Source organism: Patescibacteria group bacterium (assembly GCA_034520665.1).
In the GTDB taxonomy this organism is placed as follows: Bacteria; Patescibacteriota; Patescibacteriia; order JAXHNJ01; family JAXHNJ01; genus JAXHNJ01.
In genome coordinates this window covers 1-20,348 of record JAXHNJ010000001.1, presented here as the reverse complement: position 1 = coordinate 20,348, position 20,348 = coordinate 1, and the positions used below count along the sequence as shown (strand labels likewise).

General features: G+C 32.5%; 16 protein-coding genes and 1 tRNA gene. 6 read left to right on the top strand and 11 right to left on the bottom strand.

Annotated elements, in window-relative coordinates:
- Positions 1 to 110: 110 nt before the first annotated feature.
- The 5 genes from U5L76_00085 to U5L76_00065 form a co-directional block, all read right to left on the bottom strand.
- Positions 111 to 1,367: a hypothetical protein gene (locus U5L76_00085; GenBank protein MDZ7798001.1), complete on the bottom strand. Its 1,257-nt coding sequence runs from the start codon at positions 1,365 to 1,367 to the stop codon at positions 111 to 113.
- Between the two features lie 155 nt (positions 1,368 to 1,522).
- Positions 1,523 to 2,797 carry a pilin gene (locus U5L76_00080; GenBank protein ID MDZ7798000.1) on the bottom strand — a complete coding sequence of 425 codons (1,275 nt, stop codon included), beginning with the start codon at positions 2,795 to 2,797 and terminating at the stop codon, positions 1,523 to 1,525.
- Between the two features lie 202 nt (positions 2,798 to 2,999).
- Entirely contained in the window at positions 3,000 to 4,226 is a 1,227-nt protein-coding gene (locus tag U5L76_00075; GenBank protein ID MDZ7797999.1) for a pilin, read from the bottom strand.
- A gap of 8 nt (positions 4,227 to 4,234) precedes the next feature.
- Positions 4,235 to 4,783 (bottom strand): hypothetical protein, encoded by a 549-nt coding sequence (locus U5L76_00070; protein MDZ7797998.1) that lies wholly within the window; start codon positions 4,781 to 4,783, stop codon positions 4,235 to 4,237.
- Between the two features lie 10 nt (positions 4,784 to 4,793).
- Entirely contained in the window at positions 4,794 to 5,381 is a 588-nt protein-coding gene (locus U5L76_00065) for a hypothetical protein (protein MDZ7797997.1), read from the bottom strand.
- Between the two features lie 190 nt (positions 5,382 to 5,571).
- On the opposite strand from U5L76_00065, the gene U5L76_00060 reads away from it, so the two are divergent.
- The 6 genes from U5L76_00060 (at position 5,572) to U5L76_00035 (ending at position 11,465) form a co-directional block, all read left to right on the top strand.
- Entirely contained in the window at positions 5,572 to 6,159 is a 588-nt protein-coding gene (locus U5L76_00060) for a hypothetical protein (protein MDZ7797996.1), read from the top strand.
- A gap of 10 nt (positions 6,160 to 6,169) precedes the next feature.
- Positions 6,170 to 6,484, top strand: a complete 315-nt coding sequence (locus tag U5L76_00055) for a hypothetical protein (protein MDZ7797995.1) — start codon at positions 6,170 to 6,172, stop codon at positions 6,482 to 6,484.
- A 241-nt stretch (positions 6,485 to 6,725) separates the two neighbouring features.
- Complete coding sequence (locus U5L76_00050; protein ID MDZ7797994.1) at positions 6,726 to 7,952, top strand: pilin; 1,227 nt, start codon at positions 6,726 to 6,728, stop codon at positions 7,950 to 7,952.
- A gap of 202 nt (positions 7,953 to 8,154) precedes the next feature.
- Positions 8,155 to 9,429 (top strand): pilin, encoded by a 1,275-nt coding sequence (locus U5L76_00045; protein ID MDZ7797993.1) that lies wholly within the window; start codon positions 8,155 to 8,157, stop codon positions 9,427 to 9,429.
- Positions 9,430 to 9,584: 155 nt separating this feature from the next.
- Positions 9,585 to 10,841, top strand: coding sequence for a hypothetical protein (locus U5L76_00040; GenBank protein MDZ7797992.1), 1,257 nt, complete (start codon positions 9,585 to 9,587; stop codon positions 10,839 to 10,841).
- A 3-nt stretch (positions 10,842 to 10,844) separates the two neighbouring features.
- Entirely contained in the window at positions 10,845 to 11,465 is a 621-nt protein-coding gene (locus U5L76_00035; GenBank protein ID MDZ7797991.1) for a DsbA family protein, read from the top strand.
- A 106-nt stretch (positions 11,466 to 11,571) separates the two neighbouring features.
- On the opposite strand, the gene U5L76_00030 is transcribed toward U5L76_00035, so the two are convergent.
- The 6 genes from U5L76_00030 to U5L76_00005 all read right to left on the bottom strand — a co-directional run bounded on the left by U5L76_00030 (position 11,572) and on the right by U5L76_00005 (position 20,015).
- Positions 11,572 to 11,847, bottom strand: coding sequence for a hypothetical protein (locus tag U5L76_00030; protein MDZ7797990.1), 276 nt, complete (start codon positions 11,845 to 11,847; stop codon positions 11,572 to 11,574).
- Positions 11,848 to 12,140: 293 nt separating this feature from the next.
- Entirely contained in the window at positions 12,141 to 14,213 is a 2,073-nt protein-coding gene (gene recG, locus U5L76_00025; GenBank protein MDZ7797989.1) for an ATP-dependent DNA helicase RecG, read from the bottom strand.
- A 53-nt stretch (positions 14,214 to 14,266) separates the two neighbouring features.
- Positions 14,267 to 15,088 (bottom strand): hypothetical protein, encoded by an 822-nt coding sequence (locus U5L76_00020; protein MDZ7797988.1) that lies wholly within the window; start codon positions 15,086 to 15,088, stop codon positions 14,267 to 14,269.
- A gap of 51 nt (positions 15,089 to 15,139) precedes the next feature.
- Positions 15,140 to 15,211, bottom strand: a tRNA-Arg gene (locus tag U5L76_00015).
- A gap of 26 nt (positions 15,212 to 15,237) precedes the next feature.
- Positions 15,238 to 15,738 carry a hypothetical protein gene (locus tag U5L76_00010; GenBank protein MDZ7797987.1) on the bottom strand — a complete coding sequence of 167 codons (501 nt, stop codon included), beginning with the start codon at positions 15,736 to 15,738 and terminating at the stop codon, positions 15,238 to 15,240.
- Positions 15,739 to 16,193: 455 nt separating this feature from the next.
- Positions 16,194 to 20,015, bottom strand: a complete 3,822-nt coding sequence (locus U5L76_00005) for an aminotransferase class V-fold PLP-dependent enzyme (protein MDZ7797986.1) — start codon at positions 20,013 to 20,015, stop codon at positions 16,194 to 16,196.
- Positions 20,016 to 20,348 lie beyond the last annotated feature (333 nt).

The following is a 20,348-nucleotide window of genomic DNA, read 5'->3' as shown; positions in this document are numbered from 1 at the left end:
TGAACCAGTTTTATCATTAAAAAAGACAAAACCGAATAAGCAAATAGAATAACTATTAATACAGCTAATACTATTAAAGCATTTAGGCCTAGCTTTTTTTTATCCATTTATTATTTCAGTCTTATTTTATAAACTCGTCCTGTATTTTTATCGGTAAAATAAATATATTCTTCATTATTGGAAAGATAAACATTCTGGGCCGTATAGTTACCAAATCCGGAAGAATTTACCGGTCTAGCTAATAATTCTTTTGAACCTGTTTCCAGATTAATTTTATAAAAATCATCAGGTACATTATTAGCTAATTCCGGATAAATGTCACTGCCACTGGGCAGAAATTCAGGTACGGCGCAGTAAATATAATTATTATCGCCAAAAACACATTTATCAGGCCAGGTCTGTATGTTTAAATCAACTTGACTGGCTCCTATATTTTCCATAGTGCCGTCCATTATATGAAGACTGGGGTTATAATTTGATTCTTTGTCAAAAACACTGTATAAAATAGTATTGCCTGTCGGTGACCATTTTGATTTAAAACCCCTTCCGGATACATCAACAGAGGGGAAATTTTCATTATTAGCCCCTAAAAAAATTATTTCCTGCTCTTCAGTACTGGTTGATTTGTTATAAGTAGCAATAACCTGATTATTAGGAGCCCAATTTACAGTTACTTGATTAGCATATTGCCCCAAGTCTTCCACCAATCTGGCTGAAGTGCCTTCAGGGTCAGAAACAGCTAAATAATTATCTCCTTCCTGCTCGCCCTGATACTTATAAGCTAATTTACCTGATGACGGAGAAAAAGAAAATTCATATGTTTCTTTAGGTAAACTGTACTGCTTTTTTAGGTTAAAATCGTAAGTTATTTTGGATCGGTCAGGAAAAGTAATAACAGCTTTATCACGTGAAGGAGACCAGTAAATATCTTCGGCTCCGGGATATTTATCGTCAGTTAATTTTGTTTTAGTGGTGCCATCCGGCGAAGTTTTAATAAATTCTCCAGTTAATTCATCATAATAAATCAAATCCTTTTTATTGGTATCTATTACAGCTGACTTGGTTAAGTCTTCGGTAATCTTACTAACCTCGGTAATCCCGCCGGAAGCTACCTGGGAGGGCGGTTCGGGCTGAGCTGTACCATTAATATTAGGCAAAGCTTCGTTAACATTTAAATTATCATTAATATTGCCTGTGGGGCGATTAACCGCGTTAATATTAGGTAAAATGCCGTTGACATTATAATTATCATTATCATTAGTATCTATTATTGGCGAAAATAAGATACGGTAAATTAAATAGCCAAAAAAAACGGCTACGGCTATAAAGCCGATAATGAGTAAAATTCTTTTTAATTTTGGGTTCATATAATCTATTTATAAATTAATTAAATTATTTATTAATAGTTAAAATACAGATAAGTTTGGAGCTAAAATTTTATAATTAATAGTAGAGTTTATTAGCTGTATTTAGATATAAAAAAATATTTCTCTAATAATTTGACGATATAATCAAGTAAATTTTAATGAAGATAAGTTTGAGCACAACAAATATGATCAGCTGGACAAAAACATTCATTATTATCAATACAAGCAAGATCCTCGCCGCCACCTTGGTATTTCATATCATTAAATTCCGGGCTATTATAGGTGTCACAGTCTACCTCAATTTCATTTTTACTATCACATTTCCCAGGATCCCGACAATCAATTTCTGTTTTTAAGGCTTTCATACAACAAATAGTGTCAGCTTCTACGTTAGCCCGGGAATCACTGCTACAAAAAATTTTGCTAGGAGCTATGAGATATCTTGGTTCATTATTATCAGAGTCCCAACATTGGGTACCGCCACGTTCACAATCTATTCTTATATCAGTAACTTCTTCACAGACTTTTTCAGTCAACTCATCTTGTAAAAGATTAACTTCAAATATTCCATTACTACTAGTACCACGTATTTTTGCAAAACGGCAGTCCATATTCCCAAAACCCTTATTAATTCTACGGCAGCTTGATTTTATTTCTGGATTTTTAGCAATAACAGCATCCACTTCTTGGCATTTTTCATCATCAGCTTCATCGCATAAATCCTTGGGGTCAAAACAATTTAAAGGACAATCCTTTTTAGAAGTAACGTCATTGGCGCAAATTTTTGGTTCTCCGGATTTAGTTTCTACAGTCGGATCACATTCACTACCACAACAATATGATTCACCATAAGCTGCTTTATCCTGGGCACTTTTAGGAATATCATATCTTGTACCACAAGCAAAATATGGGTAACTATCTATTGATTCTTTATCCGGGAAATCTTTGCAATAAAAAGTATCTAAAACATTTTTTGATATATTAGACAAGGGCAAAAGTTTAAAGCGGACCAAGGCTGGGTTAATAGTATTAAGTAAAACAAAAGCCCCTAAGGTTAAAACCAGACCCATTAAAGCGCCGTTTAAAGTGGCTTTGGCTTTTTCTATTTTGGTGGCATTGCCGCTGGCAGTAATCCACTGGAAACCAGCAAAGACAATCATGACAGCGGCAAAGATACCGGCCGCTCGAGCAAACCATTGGTAAAACTGTATAATATAATCGCCAAAGTTATTGACACAATAATCACAGGTAGAGGTATTACAATCGGGATCACATTTTTTGGTTAAGCCGGGAATTTGTAAATTTACTTTAATCTGTTTTTCACCCACTTCTGTATCACTTCCTTCTTCCTGAGCTAAAACTTGCCCTGAATAAAATAACAAAACGGAAAAAATTGATAGGATTAAGATTATTTTAGCTATTTTTTTCATCTTATTATTTAATTAGGAAAAATATTATTTTCATTTTTAACATATAAGTTAACATCCATACAGCAATGTCCATTAGGCACAATACTGCAATCAGTAGCACTGGCAGATGCACTTGATCCACAAGGATTTTCTCCACATAAAGCCGATAATGAGTAAAATTCTTTTTAATTTTGGGTTCATATTAATAATATTTACTTATATTTTAATTTTTCCACAATAAATTAGTGCGCATCCAACAATTTGAACTACAATTTTCAGTAGTGTTGTCGTAATAGGTACCTGACATACTATTATAACTTTCTCCATTGTCTAAAATATCACTATCACAATCTATCTGTATAATATCTTTTTCTTCCCAAACATCTCCCATACTCGAGTAAGGTTTTTCTTCTTGGCAAAATATATTTTCTTTAGGAAATAGAGCGCAACACCATTTATCAATATCTCCTACTCTTTCATCATTTGTACAATAATCCCTTGGCTCATCTTTATCCCAACAAGCTGTTTCTACTTCTCCAGAATATTCTCCTTTAAAACTACAATTTATTCTTTTCCAATTTCCTTCACAAGGATTTTCTACTATTTCAACATAAGCACAGGAGTCAAAGGAAAGACCGGGTCTATCCTTACTACATTTATAATCAGTTATTTTATTTTTTTCCAATATGTCGTCAATTTTATAACACTCATCTTTATTAGCTTCCTCACATAATTTTTGTGGGTCAAAACAATTTAAAGGACAATCTTCACCCACCATAGTTACATCATTAGCACAAATTTGTGGGTTACCCTCCTCATCAACATCACTACAGACACTACCACAACAATAAGATTCACCATAACCCACTTCATCCTGGACACTTTTAGGAATATCATAACTTGTACCACAAGCAAAATGTGGGTAATTATCTATTGATTCTTTATCCGGGAAATCTTTGCAATAAAAAGTATCTAAAACATTTTTTGATATATTAGACAAGGGCAAAAGTTTAAAGCGGACCAAGGCCGGGTTAATAGTATTAAGTAAAACAAAAGCCCCTAAGGTTAAAACCAGACCGATTAAAGCGCCGTTTAAAGTGGCTTTGGCTTTTTCTATTTTGGTGGCATTGCCGCTGGCAGTAATCCACTGGAAACCAGCAAAGACAATCATGACAGCGGCAAAGATACCGGCCGCTCGAGCAAACCATTGGTAAAACTGTATAATATATTCGCCAAAGTTATTGACACAGTAACTACCAGCAAATTTTCCGTTTTCATCACAGGGTTTAGTCAATTTTGGTATTTTCAAATTTACTGGTATTTCCTTTTCTCCGGTTTCATTACTACCCTCTTCTTGAGCTAAAGTATTATAAAAAGGAAAGAGTAAAAAAAGTAATACTGTTAAAACTAAAGTTAATTTAGTTAATATTTTTATATTTTTATTTATCATATTATAATTTAAAAATAGGACTTAAAAATTGCCTTTAAAGCCTCAAAAGTTTCTTTATCCAAAAAATTTGTAATCTCGCTAGGATTTTCATAAATATAATGTCCTAAAATAATCAGAAAAATAATTACTGCCAAACCAAGCCAAATATACCAGGTAGCCAGAAAAAAACTGACGATAGCCCCGAGAATTGGTATTATTATTCTTTGAATGAGTATTTTTAAAAACTTTTTAGCTGCTTTTTTAACTACTTTTTTGACTTTTTTCTTAACCTCCTCTTTGGCTATTTTTCTTACTCTTTCTAATTTTCTTCTTCTTTGTCTTTCCTCATCTTCTTCTTCCTCCTTTTTTGTATCTTCCTGATTAAAATCTAATCCATCTTTTTCAGAGGATGAATTTCTATATTCTTCTGGAGTTTCCCCATCATCCGCTTGGGTTTCAGGAATTTCACGTAAATTTTCTTGATTAATGTTTCTTTCATTAAAACGTTTTTCTTTTAACTCTCTTTCAATTTCCCTATCTTTATTTTCACTCTTTTTTTTCATGTCTAATTCTTTCATAACTTATATTTTATAGATCACTCTTTTCACCCCAGGAAGCAGCATTAATTTTCCATGTATTATCAATTTTTTTTAACTCTAAAACTAATTTCTGATAATAATTATCCAGAGTATCTGTTAGATCTTCTTCAGTTCTTTCAGTTAATAACTCTACTCTAGCGCTTTCGTCGGAAAAATTAGTTATTTTATTAGAAATTACTTTACTCACCATAGCTTTATAATCATCGTCTTCAGATCTAATTTTCTCTTGTTCTTCAATATAGCTATCTATATCTTTTTGGTAGCTAGAAGTCATCCATGATTTAAGGTTTTCTAAATTTTCAAAATCATTTTTGTTTGAATAACTGCCGAAACGTTCAGCAAAAGTATGGGCCATTCCTATTATTTCATTTTTTTCTTTACTTTTATCAATAGCCGAATTAGTATTATTATTCGCATTTGTATTAACCGAAAGATTTAGATTTTGATTCTGATTTAAATTTAAAGCAAAATTAGTATTTGCTTGATTAAGATTGTCGTCATTCACATTGCCATTACCCTCATACCAATAAAAAAATACAAAGGCCAGACCTCCTAAAATAATTATAACGGCTACCATAATGATAAATAGATAATTTTTTCATATATTTATATTTTAATTAACCTAAACCTTGGCTGTCTTTACTAACACTTTATACCTCTGATAGCTTACCGCCGAAAGCTATCAGAGGTATAAAGTGTTAGTAAAGACAGCCAAGGTTTAGGTTAATTAAAATATAAATATATGAAAAAATTATCTATTTATCATTATGGTAGCCGTTATAATTATTTTAGGAGGTCTGGCCTTTGTATTTTTTTATTGGTATGAGGGTAATGGCAATGTGAATGACGACAATCTTAATCAAGCAAATACTAATTTTGCTTTAAATTTAAATCAGAATCAAAATCTAAATCTTTCGGTTAATACAAATGCGAATAATAATACTAATTCGGCTATTGATAAAAGTAAAGAAAAAAATGAAATAATAGGAATGGCCCATACTTTTGCTGAACGTTTCGGCAGTTATTCAAACAAAAATGATTTTGAAAATTTAGAAAACCTTAAATCATGGATGACTTCTAGCTACCAAAAAGATATAGATAGCTATATTGAAGAACAAGAGAAAATTAGATCTGAAGACGATGATTATAAAGCTATGGTGAGTAAAGTAATTTCTAATAAAATAACTAATTTTTCCGACGAAAGCGCTAGAGTAGAGTTATTAACTGAAAGAACTGAAGAAGATCTAACAGATACTCTGGATAATTATTATCAGAAATTAGTTTTAGAGTTAAAAAAAATTGATAATACATGGAAAATTAATGCTGCTTCCTGGGGTGAAAAGAGTGATCTATAAAATATAAGTTATGAAAGAATTAGATGAAAAAAAAAGTGAAAATAAAGATAGGGAAATTGAAAGAGAGTTAAAAGAAAAACGTTTTAATGAAAGAAACATTAATCAAGAAAATTTACGTGAAATTCCTGAAACCCAAGCGGATGATGGGGAAACTCCAGAAGAATATAGAAATTCATCCTCTGAAAAAGATGGATTAGATTTTAATCAGGAAGATACAAAAAAGGAGGAAGAAGAAGATGAGGAAAGACAAAGAAGAAGAAAATTAGAAAGAGTAAGAAAAATAGCCAAAGAGGAGGTTAAGAGAAAAAGTCAAAAAAGTAGTTAAAAAAGCAGCTAAAAAGTTTTTAAAAATACTCATTCAAAGAATAATAATACCAATTCTCGGGGCTATCGTCAGTTTTTTTCTGGCTACCTGGTATATTTGGCTTGGTTTGGCAGTAATTATTTTTCTGATTATTTTAGGACATTATATTTATGAAAATCCTAGCGAGATTACAAATTTTTTGGATAAAGAAACTTTTGAGGCTTTAAAGGCAATTTTTAAGTCCTATTTATTAAATTATAATATGATAAATAAAAATATAAAAATATTAACTAAATTAACTTTAGTTTTAACAGTATTACTTTTTTTACTCTTTCCTTTTTATAATACTTTAGCTCAAGAAGAGGGTAGTAATGAAACCGGAGAAAAGGAAATACCAGTAAATTTGAAAATACCAAAATTGACTAAACCCTGTGATGAAAACGGAAAATTTGCTGGTAGTTACTGTGTCAATAACTTTGGCGAATATATTATACAGTTTTACCAATGGTTTGCTCGAGCGGCCGGTATCTTTGCCGCTGTCATGATTGTCTTTGCTGGTTTCCAGTGGATTACTGCCAGCGGCAATGCCACCAAAATAGAAAAAGCCAAAGCCACTTTAAACGGCGCTTTAATCGGTCTGGTTTTAACCTTAGGGGCTTTTGTTTTACTTAATACTATTAACCCGGCCTTGGTCCGCTTTAAACTTTTGCCCTTGTCTAATATATCAAAAAATGTTTTAGATACTTTTTATTGCAAAGATTTCCCGGATAAAGAATCAATAGATAATTACCCACATTTTGCTTGTGGTACAAGTTATGATATTCCTAAAAGTGTCCAGGATGAAGTGGGTTATGGTGAATCTTATTGTTGTGGTAGTGTCTGTAGTGATGTTGATGAGGAGGGTAACCCACAAATTTGTGCTAATGATGTAACTATGGTGGGTGAAGATTGTCCTTTAAATTGTTTTGACCCACAAAAATTATGTGAGGAAGCTAATAAAGATGAGTGTTATAAAATTGACGACATATTGGAAAAAAATAAAATAACTGATTATAAATGTAGTAAGGATAGACCCGGTCTTTCCTTTGACTCCTGTGCTTATGTTGAAATAGTAGAAAATCCTTGTGAAGGAAATTGGAAAAGAATAAATTGTAGTTTTAAAGGAGAATATTCTGGAGAAGTAGAAACAGCTTGTTGGGATAAAGATGAGCCAAGGGATTATTGTACAAATGATGAAAGAGTAGGAGATATTGATAAATGGTGTTGCGCTCTATTTCCTAAAGAAAATATATTTTGCCAAGAAGAAAAACCTTACTCGAGTATGGGAGATGTTTGGGAAGAAAAAGATATTATACAGATAGATTGTGATAGTGATATTTTAGACAATGGAGAAAGTTATAATAGTATGTCAGGTACCTATTACGACAACACTACTGAAAATTGTAGTTCAAATTGTTGGATGCGCACTAATTTATTGTGGAAAAATTAAAATATAAGTAAATATTATTAATATGAACCCAAAATTAAAAAGAATTTTACTCATTATCGGCTTTATGTGGAGAAAATCCTTGTGGATCAAGTGCATCTGCCAGTGCTACTGATTGCAGTATTGTGCCTAATGGACATTGCTGTATGGATGTTAACTTATATGTTAAAAATGAAAATAATATTTTTCCTAATTAAATAATAAGATGAAAAAAATAGCTAAAATAATCTTAATCCTATCAATTTTTTCCGTTTTGTTATTTTATTCAGGGCAAGTTTTAGCTCAGGAAGAAGGAAGTGATACAGAAGTGGGTGAAAAACAGATTAAAGTAAATTTACAAATTCCCGGCTTAACCAAAAAATGTGATCCCGATTGTAATACCTCTACCTGTGATTATTGTGTCAATAACTTTGGCGATTATATTATACAGTTTTACCAATGGTTTGCTCGAGCGGCCGGTATCTTTGCCGCTGTCATGATTGTCTTTGCTGGTTTCCAGTGGATTACTGCCAGCGGCAATGCCACCAAAATAGAAAAAGCCAAAGCCACTTTAAACGGCGCTTTAATGGGTCTGGTTTTAACCTTAGGGGCTTTTGTTTTACTTAATACTATTAACCCAGCCTTGGTCCGCTTTAAACTTTTGCCCTTGTCTAATATATCAAAAAATGTTTTAGATACTTTTTATTGCAAAGATTTCCCGGATAAAGAATCAATAGATAGTTACCCATATTTTGCTTGTGGTACAAGATATGATATTCCTAAAAGTGCCCAGGATAAAGCAGCTTATGGTGAATCATATTGTTGTGGTAGTGAATGTGATCCGACTGTAGAAACTAAATCCGGAGAACCAAAAATTTGCGCCAATGACGTTACTTCTAAAAAGGATTGTCCTTTAAATTGTTTTGACCCCAAGGATTTATGCGATGAAGCTGATGATGAAAAATGCCAAGAAGTGGATGCTGTTATTGCTAAAAATCCAGAAATAAAATCAAGCTGCCGTAGAATTAATAAGGGTTTTGGGAATATGGACTGCCGTTTTGCAAAAATACGTGGTACTAGTAGTAATGGAATATTTGAAGTTAATCTTTTACAAGATGAGTTGACTGAAAAAGTCTGTGAAGAAGTTACTGATATAAGAATAGATTGTGAACGTGGCGGTACCCAATGTTGGGACTCTGATAATAATGAACCAAGATATCTCATAGCTCCTAGCAAAATTTTTTGTAGCAGTGATTCCCGGGCTAACGTAGAAGCTGACACTATTTGTTGTATGAAAGCCTTAAAAACAGAAATTGATTGTCGGGATCCTGGGAAATGTGATAGTAAAAATGAAATTGAGGTAGACTGTGACACCTATAATAGCCCGGAATTTAATGATATGAAATACCAAGGTGGCGGCGAGGATCTTGCTTGTATTGATAATAATGAATGTTTTTGTCCAGCTGATCATATTTGTTGTGCTCAAACTTATCTTCATTAAAATTTACTTGATTATATCGTCAAATTATTAGAGAAATATTTTTTTATATCTAAATACAGCTAATAAACTCTACTATTAATTATAAAATTTTAGCTCCAAACTTATCTGTATTTTAACTATTAATAAATAATTTAATTAATTTATAAATAGATTATATGAACCCAAAATTAAAAAGAATTTTACTCATTATCGGCTTTATAGCCGTAGCCGTTTTTTTTGGCTATTTAATTTACCGTATCTTATTTTCGCCAATAATAGATACTAATGATAATGATAATTATAATGTCAACGGCATTTTACCTAATATTAACGCGGTTAATCGCCCCACAGGCAATATTAATGATAATTTAAATGTTAACGAAGCTTTGCCTAATATTAATGGTACAGCTCAGCCCGAACCGCCCTCCCAGGTAGCTTCCGGCGGGATTACCGAGGTTAGTAAGATTACCGAAGACTTAACCAAGTCAGCTGTAATAGATACCAATAAAAAGGATTTGATTTATTATGATGAATTAACTGGAGAATTTATTAAAACTTCGCCGGATGGCACCACTAAAACAAAATTAACTGACGATAAATATCCCGGAGCCGAAGATATTTACTGGTCTCCTTCACGTGATAAAGCTGTTATTACTTTTCCTGACCGATCCAAAATAACTTACGATTTTAACCTAAAAAAGCAGTACAGTTTACCTAAAGAAACATATGAATTTTCTTTTTCTCCGTCATCAGGTAAATTAGCTTATAAGTATCAGGGCGAGCAGGAAGGAGATAATTATTTAGCTGTTTCTGACCCTGAAGGCACTTCAGCCAGATTGGTGGAAGACTTGGGGCAATATGCTAATCAAGTAACTGTAAATTGGGCTCCTAATAATCAGGTTATTGCTACTTATAACAAATCAACCAGTACTGAAGAGCAGGAAATAATTTTTTTAGGGGCTAATAATGAAAATTTCCCCTCTGTTGATGTATCCGGAAGGGGTTTTAAATCAAAATGGTCACCGACAGGCAATACTATTTTATACAGTGTTTTTGACAAAGAATCAAATTATAACCCCAGTCTTCATATAATGGACGGCACTATGGAAAATATAGGAGCCAGTCAAGTTGATTTAAACATACAGACCTGGCCTGATAAATGTGTTTTTGGCGATAATAATTATATTTACTGCGCCGTACCTGAATTTCTGCCCAGTGGCAGTGACATTTATCCGGAATTAGCTAATAATGTACCTGATGATTTTTATAAAATTAATCTGGAAACAGGTTCAAAAGAATTATTAGCTAGACCGGTAAATTCTTCCGGATTTGGTAACTATACGGCCCAGAATGTTTATCTTTCCAATAATGAAGAATATATTTATTTTACCGATAAAAATACAGGACGAGTTTATAAAATAAGACTGAAATAATAAATGGATAAAAAAAAGCTAGGCCTAAATGCTTTAATAGTATTAGCTGTATTAATAGTTATTCTATTTGCTTATTCGGTTTTGTCTTTTTTTAATGATAAAACTGGTTCAAGTTTTCCGAAAATTAAATCAGAAAACCCCATTATAGGGAAAAAAAGTAATGAAGTGGTAATAATTCAATATGGGGATTTTCAGTGTCCTTATTGCAGAGAGTTGGCCGATATTTTTCGTAATTTAAATGATGAATATGAAGGAGAGATAGCTATTGTCTGGAAGGATTTTCCGCTTCATCAAATTCATGATCAATCTTTAAACGCGGCTAAGGCGGCCCGTTGCGCTCAGAAGCAGGATAAATTTTGGCAGATGCACGATCTACTTTTTCAAAACCAAAAAAAACTAACTGATGACTTATATGTACCCTTAGCTTCTGGCTTAGATTTGGACACTGATGAATTTATTCAATGTGTTAATAATAATGAAACCCTAGCTTTAATTCAGAAAGATATAGAGGAAGGAACAAGTTTAGGTGTTCAGGGCACGCCTCATTTCTTTGTAAATAATTATGAAATAACTGAGTTAATTGAAGAGGAGGAACTCAAAGATATTATTGATTCATTGCTTTAAAAATTAATTAAGCCAAATAATATAAAAAGATCTTTTTTTTAAATAAGATTTTTTTTAATCTATAAAAAAAGAAGGGTGGTTCGGCTGAACCACCCTGGTGAAAGTACTAGTTTGTCTGTAGATGTTTTTTAATTTCGGGATTAACATCCCCAATTATTTTAATAACCTCATTTCTTAACTTGGAGTGATTTTCATGCTCAGCCCATTGCCGGGCCCAGTTGATTAAGCCACTGCTGTTTCTTTCAAGATGTTTTTTGAATCCTTCCTTTTTTGAAAATTTCCGGATTTCTTCTAATAATGTTTTTTCTCCGTTGCGATGTATAATCTGACTGGCGTTGTTAACTCCCAGTAAAGAACAGAGATTATTTGTGTAGACACACATCTTTGATCCTCTCTTTAAACAGACAAACTTAGCTAATTTATGGTTTTATATTTCAATTAATTCACCTCCTTTTTTTGTTTTTAAGTCAACTAGACCAAGAAATAATTAATTAATTGAAAAAATTAAAGAGGGAGCACTTTTTTTATAAATAGTCTTTTAAACAGGCGAGAGGATCAATCTTTACCTGTTTAAGACTTTAGTTATTTATGAGCGGAAGCGCTCCCTCGTGTGTACTTAAAGTGCCTATAATAATAAATACTATCTAAAATTTTAATATTTGTCAAGAGCTTGGCTTATTCCCAATGTGTGTCTTTATATAAATTCTCGGCCTTTTGCTTAATTTTATAATATTTTTTCAAGGCCGGATCTTTTTTAGTTAAATCTTGGGCTGCTTCACGTGCCATTTTAATAATATCTACGTCTGCCAAAGTGGCCATTTTGAAATCGGGCAAACCAGATTGTTGGGCACCGGTTAACACACCGGGACCGCGCATTTTTAAGTCATATTCAGCTAATTTAAAACCATCTTGAGATTTTTCTAAAGCCTCCAGTCTTTTTAGATTTTTGGGTGATTCACTTTCTGTAAAAACAAAGCAAAAAGATTGTTTTTCACTGCGCCCCACTCGCCCCCGAAACTGATGCAGTTGAGCCAAACCAAATCTTTCAGCTCCTTCAATCATCATGACCGTGGCGTCAGGAATATCTATGCCGACTTCAATAACTGAGGTGGAAACTAGGATATCTATGGCTTTATTTTTCATTTGATCCATAATTTTTTCTTTTTCTTGGGTTTTCATTTTACCGTGGAGCCTGGCCACTTTAAAATCTGGAAAAATATCTTTAGCTATTTTCTCATATTCCTCTTTAACAGATTTTACACCTAGTTTATCCGAAGGTTCGATTAAAGGACAGACTACAAAAACCTGGTTTCCATTTTTAATTTCTTCTTTAATAAACTTGTAAGTTTTTTTTCTTTTTTCCGGTTCAATCACTTCAGTTTTTATTTTTTTACGGCCCTGAGGCATTTGGTCAATTATAGAAAGGTCAAGGTCAGCGTAGACAGTTAGAGCCAGCGAGCGAGGAATGGGGGTGGCGGTCATTGAGAGTAAATGTGGCGCTAAATCATGTTTTTTTGAGGATTTGTCTCTTAGGGCTTTTCTTTGCTCAACTCCGAAACGGTGCTGTTCATCAACCACCACAAAAGCTAAATTGTGAAAACTAATTTTTTCCTGGATTATAGAATGAGTGCCAATAACTATATTCACGCCACCTTTTTTTATTATAGTACTGGCTTTCTTTTTTGATAATTCCTCATCGTTAATTTTTATCAGTTTACTGGTTAAAAGCCCCAGAGAGAAGTTAAAAGTTTTTAATATATTTTTTATTTTTAAATAATGCTGCCGGGCCAGTATTTCTGTCGGAGCCATAAAAGCCACTTGAAAGCCATTTTTAATGGCTAGAAAAGCAGCCATTAGGGCCACTACTGTTTTTCCAGAGCCTACGTCTCCTTCTAAAAGCCTGTTCATGGGGTTACCTTTTTTAAGATCTTTAATAATTTCCTGACTTGCTTTTTCCTGAGCCTTGGTTAGTTTAAAAGGCAGGTTATTTTTAAAATCATCAATATATTTATCTTTATAATTTATAACCGGAGCACGAGTTTGTTTAATAAATCTTTTATTTTGCAGTGATTGTATCTGAATATAAAAAAGCTCGCCAAATTTAAGTCTCTTTGAAGCCTTTTCTAACTTTTCAAAAGAATCAGGAAAATGAATTTGTTTTATAGCTTCTGGCAAAGGCATTAGCTGGTATTTTTTGGTAATTCTTTCAGGCAGGGTTTCTTTAATTTTTTTACGCAAAGTTAGTGCAGTTTTTATAAAAAATCTTATTTGTCTTTGAGAAAGTCCGCTAGTTAAGGGATAAACCGGTACTATACGGCCGGTGTGGGTTTGTTCTTTTTTTACTTTTTCAAAAGAAGGAGCTAAGAATTCCAAAGTTAATTCCTGCATTTTAACCTTACCCGAAAGAATAATTTCATCTCCGGGATTAAGTATTTTCTTTAGATAAGGCTGATTAAACCAAATTATTTTAATAGAAGCAGTCTTATCTTTAACCATAGCTTCAGTAATAGTCAGACGACGCTTTTTCCAGCTGCGCCGGCTTTTTATAAGTTGTAAGGTACCTCTGATAGTATAAACTTCTTCCGGCTTAATGTCTTTGATAGGGGTTATTTCGGAAAAATCCTGGTATCTATTAGGAAAATAAAAAAGAAGGTCTTGTACTTTATTTAAGCCAAGACTTTTTAGCCGTCGGGCTGTGGTTGGTCCGACAGTAGGAATTTCTGTAAAATCAGAATTAGCTTTGATCATAGATCTATTCAATAAAAATACTAAAATTATCAACAGTATTTTTAAGAGTTACTTTATAATTCGATGCCACCCCATTCGATTACAGTAAATCCTATTCTTTCGAAGTTTTTTATTAATTGAGGTGTAATTTTTATTGGGTCTTCTAAGGCTTTGTAAACCATAATAATTCTTTGTACTGAATCCGGTTTTGGTAAAATATTTAATTTAACTCGATTATGATATTCTTCTGCCGTAGCAAAATGAATAAGGTTAAATTTATTGTTTTGCATACGTGGTAGCCAATATTCGATAAATTCTTTTATTTCTTGGTCAATAAGGCCCATATCTTTTAAACTTTTTTGGAAGAATAATTTTGTATTTTTTCCTTTTACAATAAAGCCTTGTGAAAGATCGTAGGCGATCTTGTTCTGGTATTGTCCTTCCCAGAAAAGATAGTTGTATTTTTTATTATTTATTAGATTTAATATTTCCCCACTAGGTTTTGCTATCACATGCCAGCCATTTTGATATTCGGGATTTGATGCGAATATTTTTCCGGGGAAATCTATATTTATTTCTATTTGAGTTTCTTTTTCTGGGTAAAGATAAATTACTGGTTTTTCTACAGGAGAGCCAATATCTTCAATACTATAAGAAGTTATAACTGGATAACCCCTTGTATTAGTATTTAAAGAGTCAGATTTTCTGGTATCGATACTAGATGAATTTGGTTCTAATAAAGGTATATTAAGAAAATTATCTATAATAGCAGCTTTAGTTAAACCAGCGAAAATTATTAATAAAGAAATAATTATAACAATGGCGGCAATAAAACCAGTTTTAAAACCTTGTTGATTTTCAGAAAATATTTTTGGCTCTTTATAAAAATTATCCATGTTTATATGATAGCATAATTAATTTTAAAAATAAAAAATTATCCTTACCCATGCCCTCGAGAGGAATTGAACCTCTATTTTAGGATCCGCAATCCTACGTCCTATCCGTTGAACGACGAGGGCAAAAGTAAAGATATCTTATAATTAATCTAAATCTTAAGTGAACGGCTAATTTGATCTGAAGCTGGCTCTTCTTCCTTTTCTAAATCTTCTTCAATATATTTTTTTAACACTTTTCTGACTTCAAGTGGGTTTTGTTTTTCCAGAGAAATAGGCAGGGTTGGTTTAAGTGAGCTTTTAAAATCGATATAAAGCACTTTTGTTTCAGGAGGGCGGTAAACAATCCAGAATTTTTTAATATCATTGTAGTCATAGAAGCTAGTGCCAGTTTCTATACCATCTTCTTTAATGCGGCACTCAAGAATTTTTGGTTTTTTACGGTTTTGGAAAACAAAAATAATACCCACCAGAATAATAACCAGGGTAAAGAGATAATTACCGGTAAAGATTGACCACACTAAAATAGCCGCCGATATTAATAAAGTAGAAACATACCATAATTTTCCCCGATTAGGTATGTCATATTCTGAAAAATCCCATGAAAGTAAGGTTTTACCCCGATCAGGGATTTCTTTTTTTTCTTCAGCCATATATTTTTTCCTCCGTTTATTATTTAAATTATACTCTAATTATAGGTTTTTTTAGGGGATTTTTCAAGTTAGTGTTTTGAGGTACGTAGATTGGGGTTTAAAAACAAAGAAATGGCTCGGAGAAGTTGAAGTGAATATTCGCAAAATACGCAAAATATCTCTTAAAAGAGGGTAGTCTAGACGAAAAGCGTGAACGGCTAGCGAATTTAAAAAGTAGATTAAACTATAAAGATAAAAAAAATTACCTTAATAAAATAAAAAAACAACGACGAATCCGTTAAAACCGCTGTTTGTTTGTATTATTTAAGCCACTCGGGGTTACCCTCGATAAATAATTGTGTTTTAAAAAGGTATTAAGTTTTTTTACCTTTGATTAAATTTTCTTTCTTCTTTCTTGACCATTTCTTGATTTGTAATCCTGCTTGAGCGGGATGCGGAAACGACTTTATTTTTTCCTAGATCAACTGAATTAACTTTTCTAACTTTTTATTTTTTGTCTGCTGATATACTTTTTCCATTTGGTCTTTTTCTACTTCGTTGTATCCAAAACTTGAAGCTAATTGAATATCAATGTCGTCCTTTAATAATTTATTTAATTCATCTTCGTCAGTTAAATTAACAAGTAATTTATATTTATCCATCTCTAACTCCGACATTCCCATTTGCTGAACAACCTGATGCTGAAAACCGTCTCGTTCAAATAGCCCTCTATAGTGATGATATATTTTTTGATATTTTTCAAATTGTTCGGTTTTTGATTTAAGGAAGCTTTTATCAGCTATTATTTCTTTACCTTCTTTTTGTTTTAATAACTCTGAACTAATTAAAATAGTCAATATCATTGCAGCGGTTGTGGCAATTTTGACAATTGGCGATTTGGTCTTCTCTTTCAACCATTCAAACATAGCATAAACATTTTCTGGTTTTTTGAATAATACTTCTTGCTCTGCCTTTTCTTCAAAAGTCGTAAACTCAGTCTGGACAACTTCTTGTAATGCCTCTTGAATTTTAGGCAAATAATTATCAATTTCTTCTTTTTTGTTATCAATACTAAATGAAGCTCTGATTACCCCGTTTCCGTGCCATTGCAAATCTTTTTTCTGAATTTTTGTTCGGTCTATATAAGACAGGTAAATGCCTTTATCAGCTAACTTTTGTGCAAACTCTTTATTATCAACTCCTGAAACACTAAAAGAATAAATAAATGATGTTCCTCCTTCAACTTCGTACAAAGTTAAACCTTCCTGTTCAGCAATTTGATGAATTTTATCTCTAAAATAATCTTTAAGTTCTTGGCGTTCTTGTGTTACCTTTTCAAAATTTCCATTTTCGTAGCCTTTCTCCTCTAAAGTCTGGATAGCATTATTAAAGCCAAAAGCGTCAACACAATCAATCTCATCTTCAATATCTGTATTCGGATGTATCTCTAGTTTATCATCAAACATGTACTTCAAAATAACCTGCTCATCCTGCCAGTGTAATTTATTTAATTTGAACAAATTCTTTTTAACTTTAGGGCTATCAGGATTAAAATATCCTAATCCTAATGGGGTGCTGGCCATTGTTTTATGAGGAGTGCCAAAATATGCGTCGCAACCTATGTCATCAAACTTTACTTCTGAAACATTGCCTAATGCCTGTGCCCCATCAATCATTACAAAAATATCTGGGTCTTTAGGATTAAGTTCTTGTTTTTTCTTTCTCACAAATTCAATAATATCTTTTACTGGCAATTCAATACCTGTATCACGAATAACCTGACTAATAACAAAACATTTTGTATCTGGAGTTAAACCGTTTTCTATATTTTTATAGATTGTTTTTAAATCTTTATTAACAACATCAATTATATCTGTCTTAATTCCTGTTAACTCATCAACTATTTTACCGTATTTTTTACCCCTCTTCTTGTAAAAGGTTGGGTAAGCTGACCAAGGGTCTTTACCTTCAGGGTTGCCGTGGTCAATGTTAGCTTCAAACAACCTAACAATTGATTTGTTTTCAGCGTTTGATAATAGAACTTTATCGCCTTTTTTAAGTCCTACCAACCAAGAAACTAATTTCATTGCCTCGGTTGTATTTCTGCCAAAAACAACTGCTTCTGGTTTAACCCCCACCAATTCAGCTGCTTTTTCTCTCGCTTGTTCAAATAATTGTTCTTTTTGATTTTCAGACACATCTTTTGCCTCTGCTAACATCTTTTCAATTTCTTTTGGTCTGTTGGTAATAGAAGCGTGGTTTAAGTGTAGCGCTTCTCTTTCTCCATCAAGATATTCTTGATAATAATCCCAATTAAAATAAAAATCTTCTTCAAATTCCTGCCTATATTTTTCAAGATGTTGTTGAATTTCTTGGCTGTCAAATTCTACTCCTATCAAGCCCTTACCTAATTTTTTACGAGCATAAGCATATATCTCATTTACTTTCGGGATATTTAAATTAGACAGATGATGAGCCGACTCAAAACGAGGATGTCTTTTAAGTTTTTGGCTAAAATCTGGAAGCACTCCCTTTTTGGACAACTCCAACCACTCTTGTGTTCCTGGATAGGCAGTATTTATATTTATACCAACAGAATTTTTAGATATTAAACCTTGAGATTTTAACTCTGAAATATAATCAATAGTCTGCTGATAGCTTCCTATACCTTCTAATCCGAACTGAAGAGAAACCCCTACTTTTATGCCAGCCTCTTTGCACCAATCCAATACATTTTCAACTTTTTCTAATTTAATTTTTTTACCACCTTTAGATATAGCTTCTTCTAATTGTTCAAAGCCAAAATAAATATAGGAACAACCCGATTCTTTCATCTTATCAATAAATTCTTTATTTGGAATATCAATAAAAGTTGTTTGACAGCCCCATTCAAAAGAAGCTTCTTCTTTTTGTAAATCAATTATCCCATCCAATAATTTTTCTGTTCTTTTTGGTTTTTGAGTAAAAGTCGAGTCATCAAAAAATACTGCTTCGTATCCATAATCTTTAATTAGAATTTCAATTTCTTTTAATGCTCGCTCTGGAGTTGGTCTGTCTTTACATAATTTGTAAAGTGATGGTTGTTTATCTTTATTTGACAAGAGTGACTCCATACAAAAACTGCAAGCGTATTTACACATTATTTGGGTCATAACTTGAGCTGTTTTTTTATCACCAAAAACAGGAAACTTATTTTCTGTGGTCAATCTACCTCTAAACATAAAAGGCAATTTATTCCAGTCAACTGGGTTGCCTGACAAAGAAATTGAATTAACTTTGTCTTTCTTATCTTTGACAAAGATATTGCCAGACCCTTCCACATTTTGAAAAATATCTTTATTTTTTATTATTTCGTCAATTATTTCCTGATTTTTTTTATCTGTATTATTAGCAATAAACTTAAAAATTTCTGTCAGGGCATATTGCCCGTCGCCAGCAACTAAAATATCAATTAACTCTTTTTCCTGCTCCTTGCTTAAAGTTGATTGTTTTTCAAGTGTCTTTTTTTGTTCATCTGTTAAACCAAGTTTTTCTCTAATACTTGGGTTAAAATACGCTTCGTGATTTGTCCCATCTTCATGAGAACCGCCCAAAATAACCAATGTGTCTGGGGAGTATTGCTTAACAATTTTAGCCAGCTCAATAGCAAAATAATGACCTTCGGAAGTGTTGCTTATCCCAACCGCTCTTGGTTTTTTGTCTTTTATTTCTTCAACAAAATTTTTAACAAATTCATCACTATACTCAGCGGGATTTTGCATTGATAAAATTTCAGGACTTTTCTCTGCTGGGAAAGTATCAGTTCTGACATATCTGTCCAAAACAGAAGTTGCATACATTAAAGGAGTTGGTTCGCCTGGGAATGTTCCGCTAACACCTTCTGAAATATGCGGGGCACTAACAAACATTACTGAAAAATGTTTCAGCTTATATTTCTCGTCTTCAAGTGCTTCAACAAATTTTTCGTGGCTTGTAAATTTCATATCTTTCAAATTTTGTTTAGCCTGTTTTTCTATTTTCAAATCCCGCTCCTTCAAAAAACTAATATATTCATTCGTATTAAATTCTTGTTCAGGACTGAAATAGTAAGCCTTACCTGTCTCTTTTTCAATTTTCTTTTCTGTATCAGTTAAATCTTCTGAAACCTTTTTCTCTTGACCTTCCCTAATCACTTCCAAATCAGCGCCTTCCTGTAAGGTGTCAGCAAGGCCTTTATTCTTTAAAGTTTTTGCCCTCTTTTCTAAGTTAATGGCTTCTTCGTGAAGACTGTTTATATTATTTTCCTTTCTCTTAATCATAGTAAATTTTAATTAACCCTGTGGATTAATTTATTTTAATAATTCATCAGGTAAAACACCTAATGCTTTGGTCAATTTTTTGATAGTTAATAAAAAGTGGGGTTTCTTAGCCCGCTTTCAAGGCTACTACTGATATACCCTCTGTCCATATTTAAAGCACGAGAAATATTCCCTTGAGATGTTCCCTTTTTAGTCCGAATTTCCTTTAAATTTTTACCTAATTTTTTAGATAAATCGTCCATAATATCAATGATATTATATAACTTATTAAATTTATTCAACTCTCATGGCCGGTAAGGTTTTGTAGACAAACTTAATCCTTATGTTCTTTAA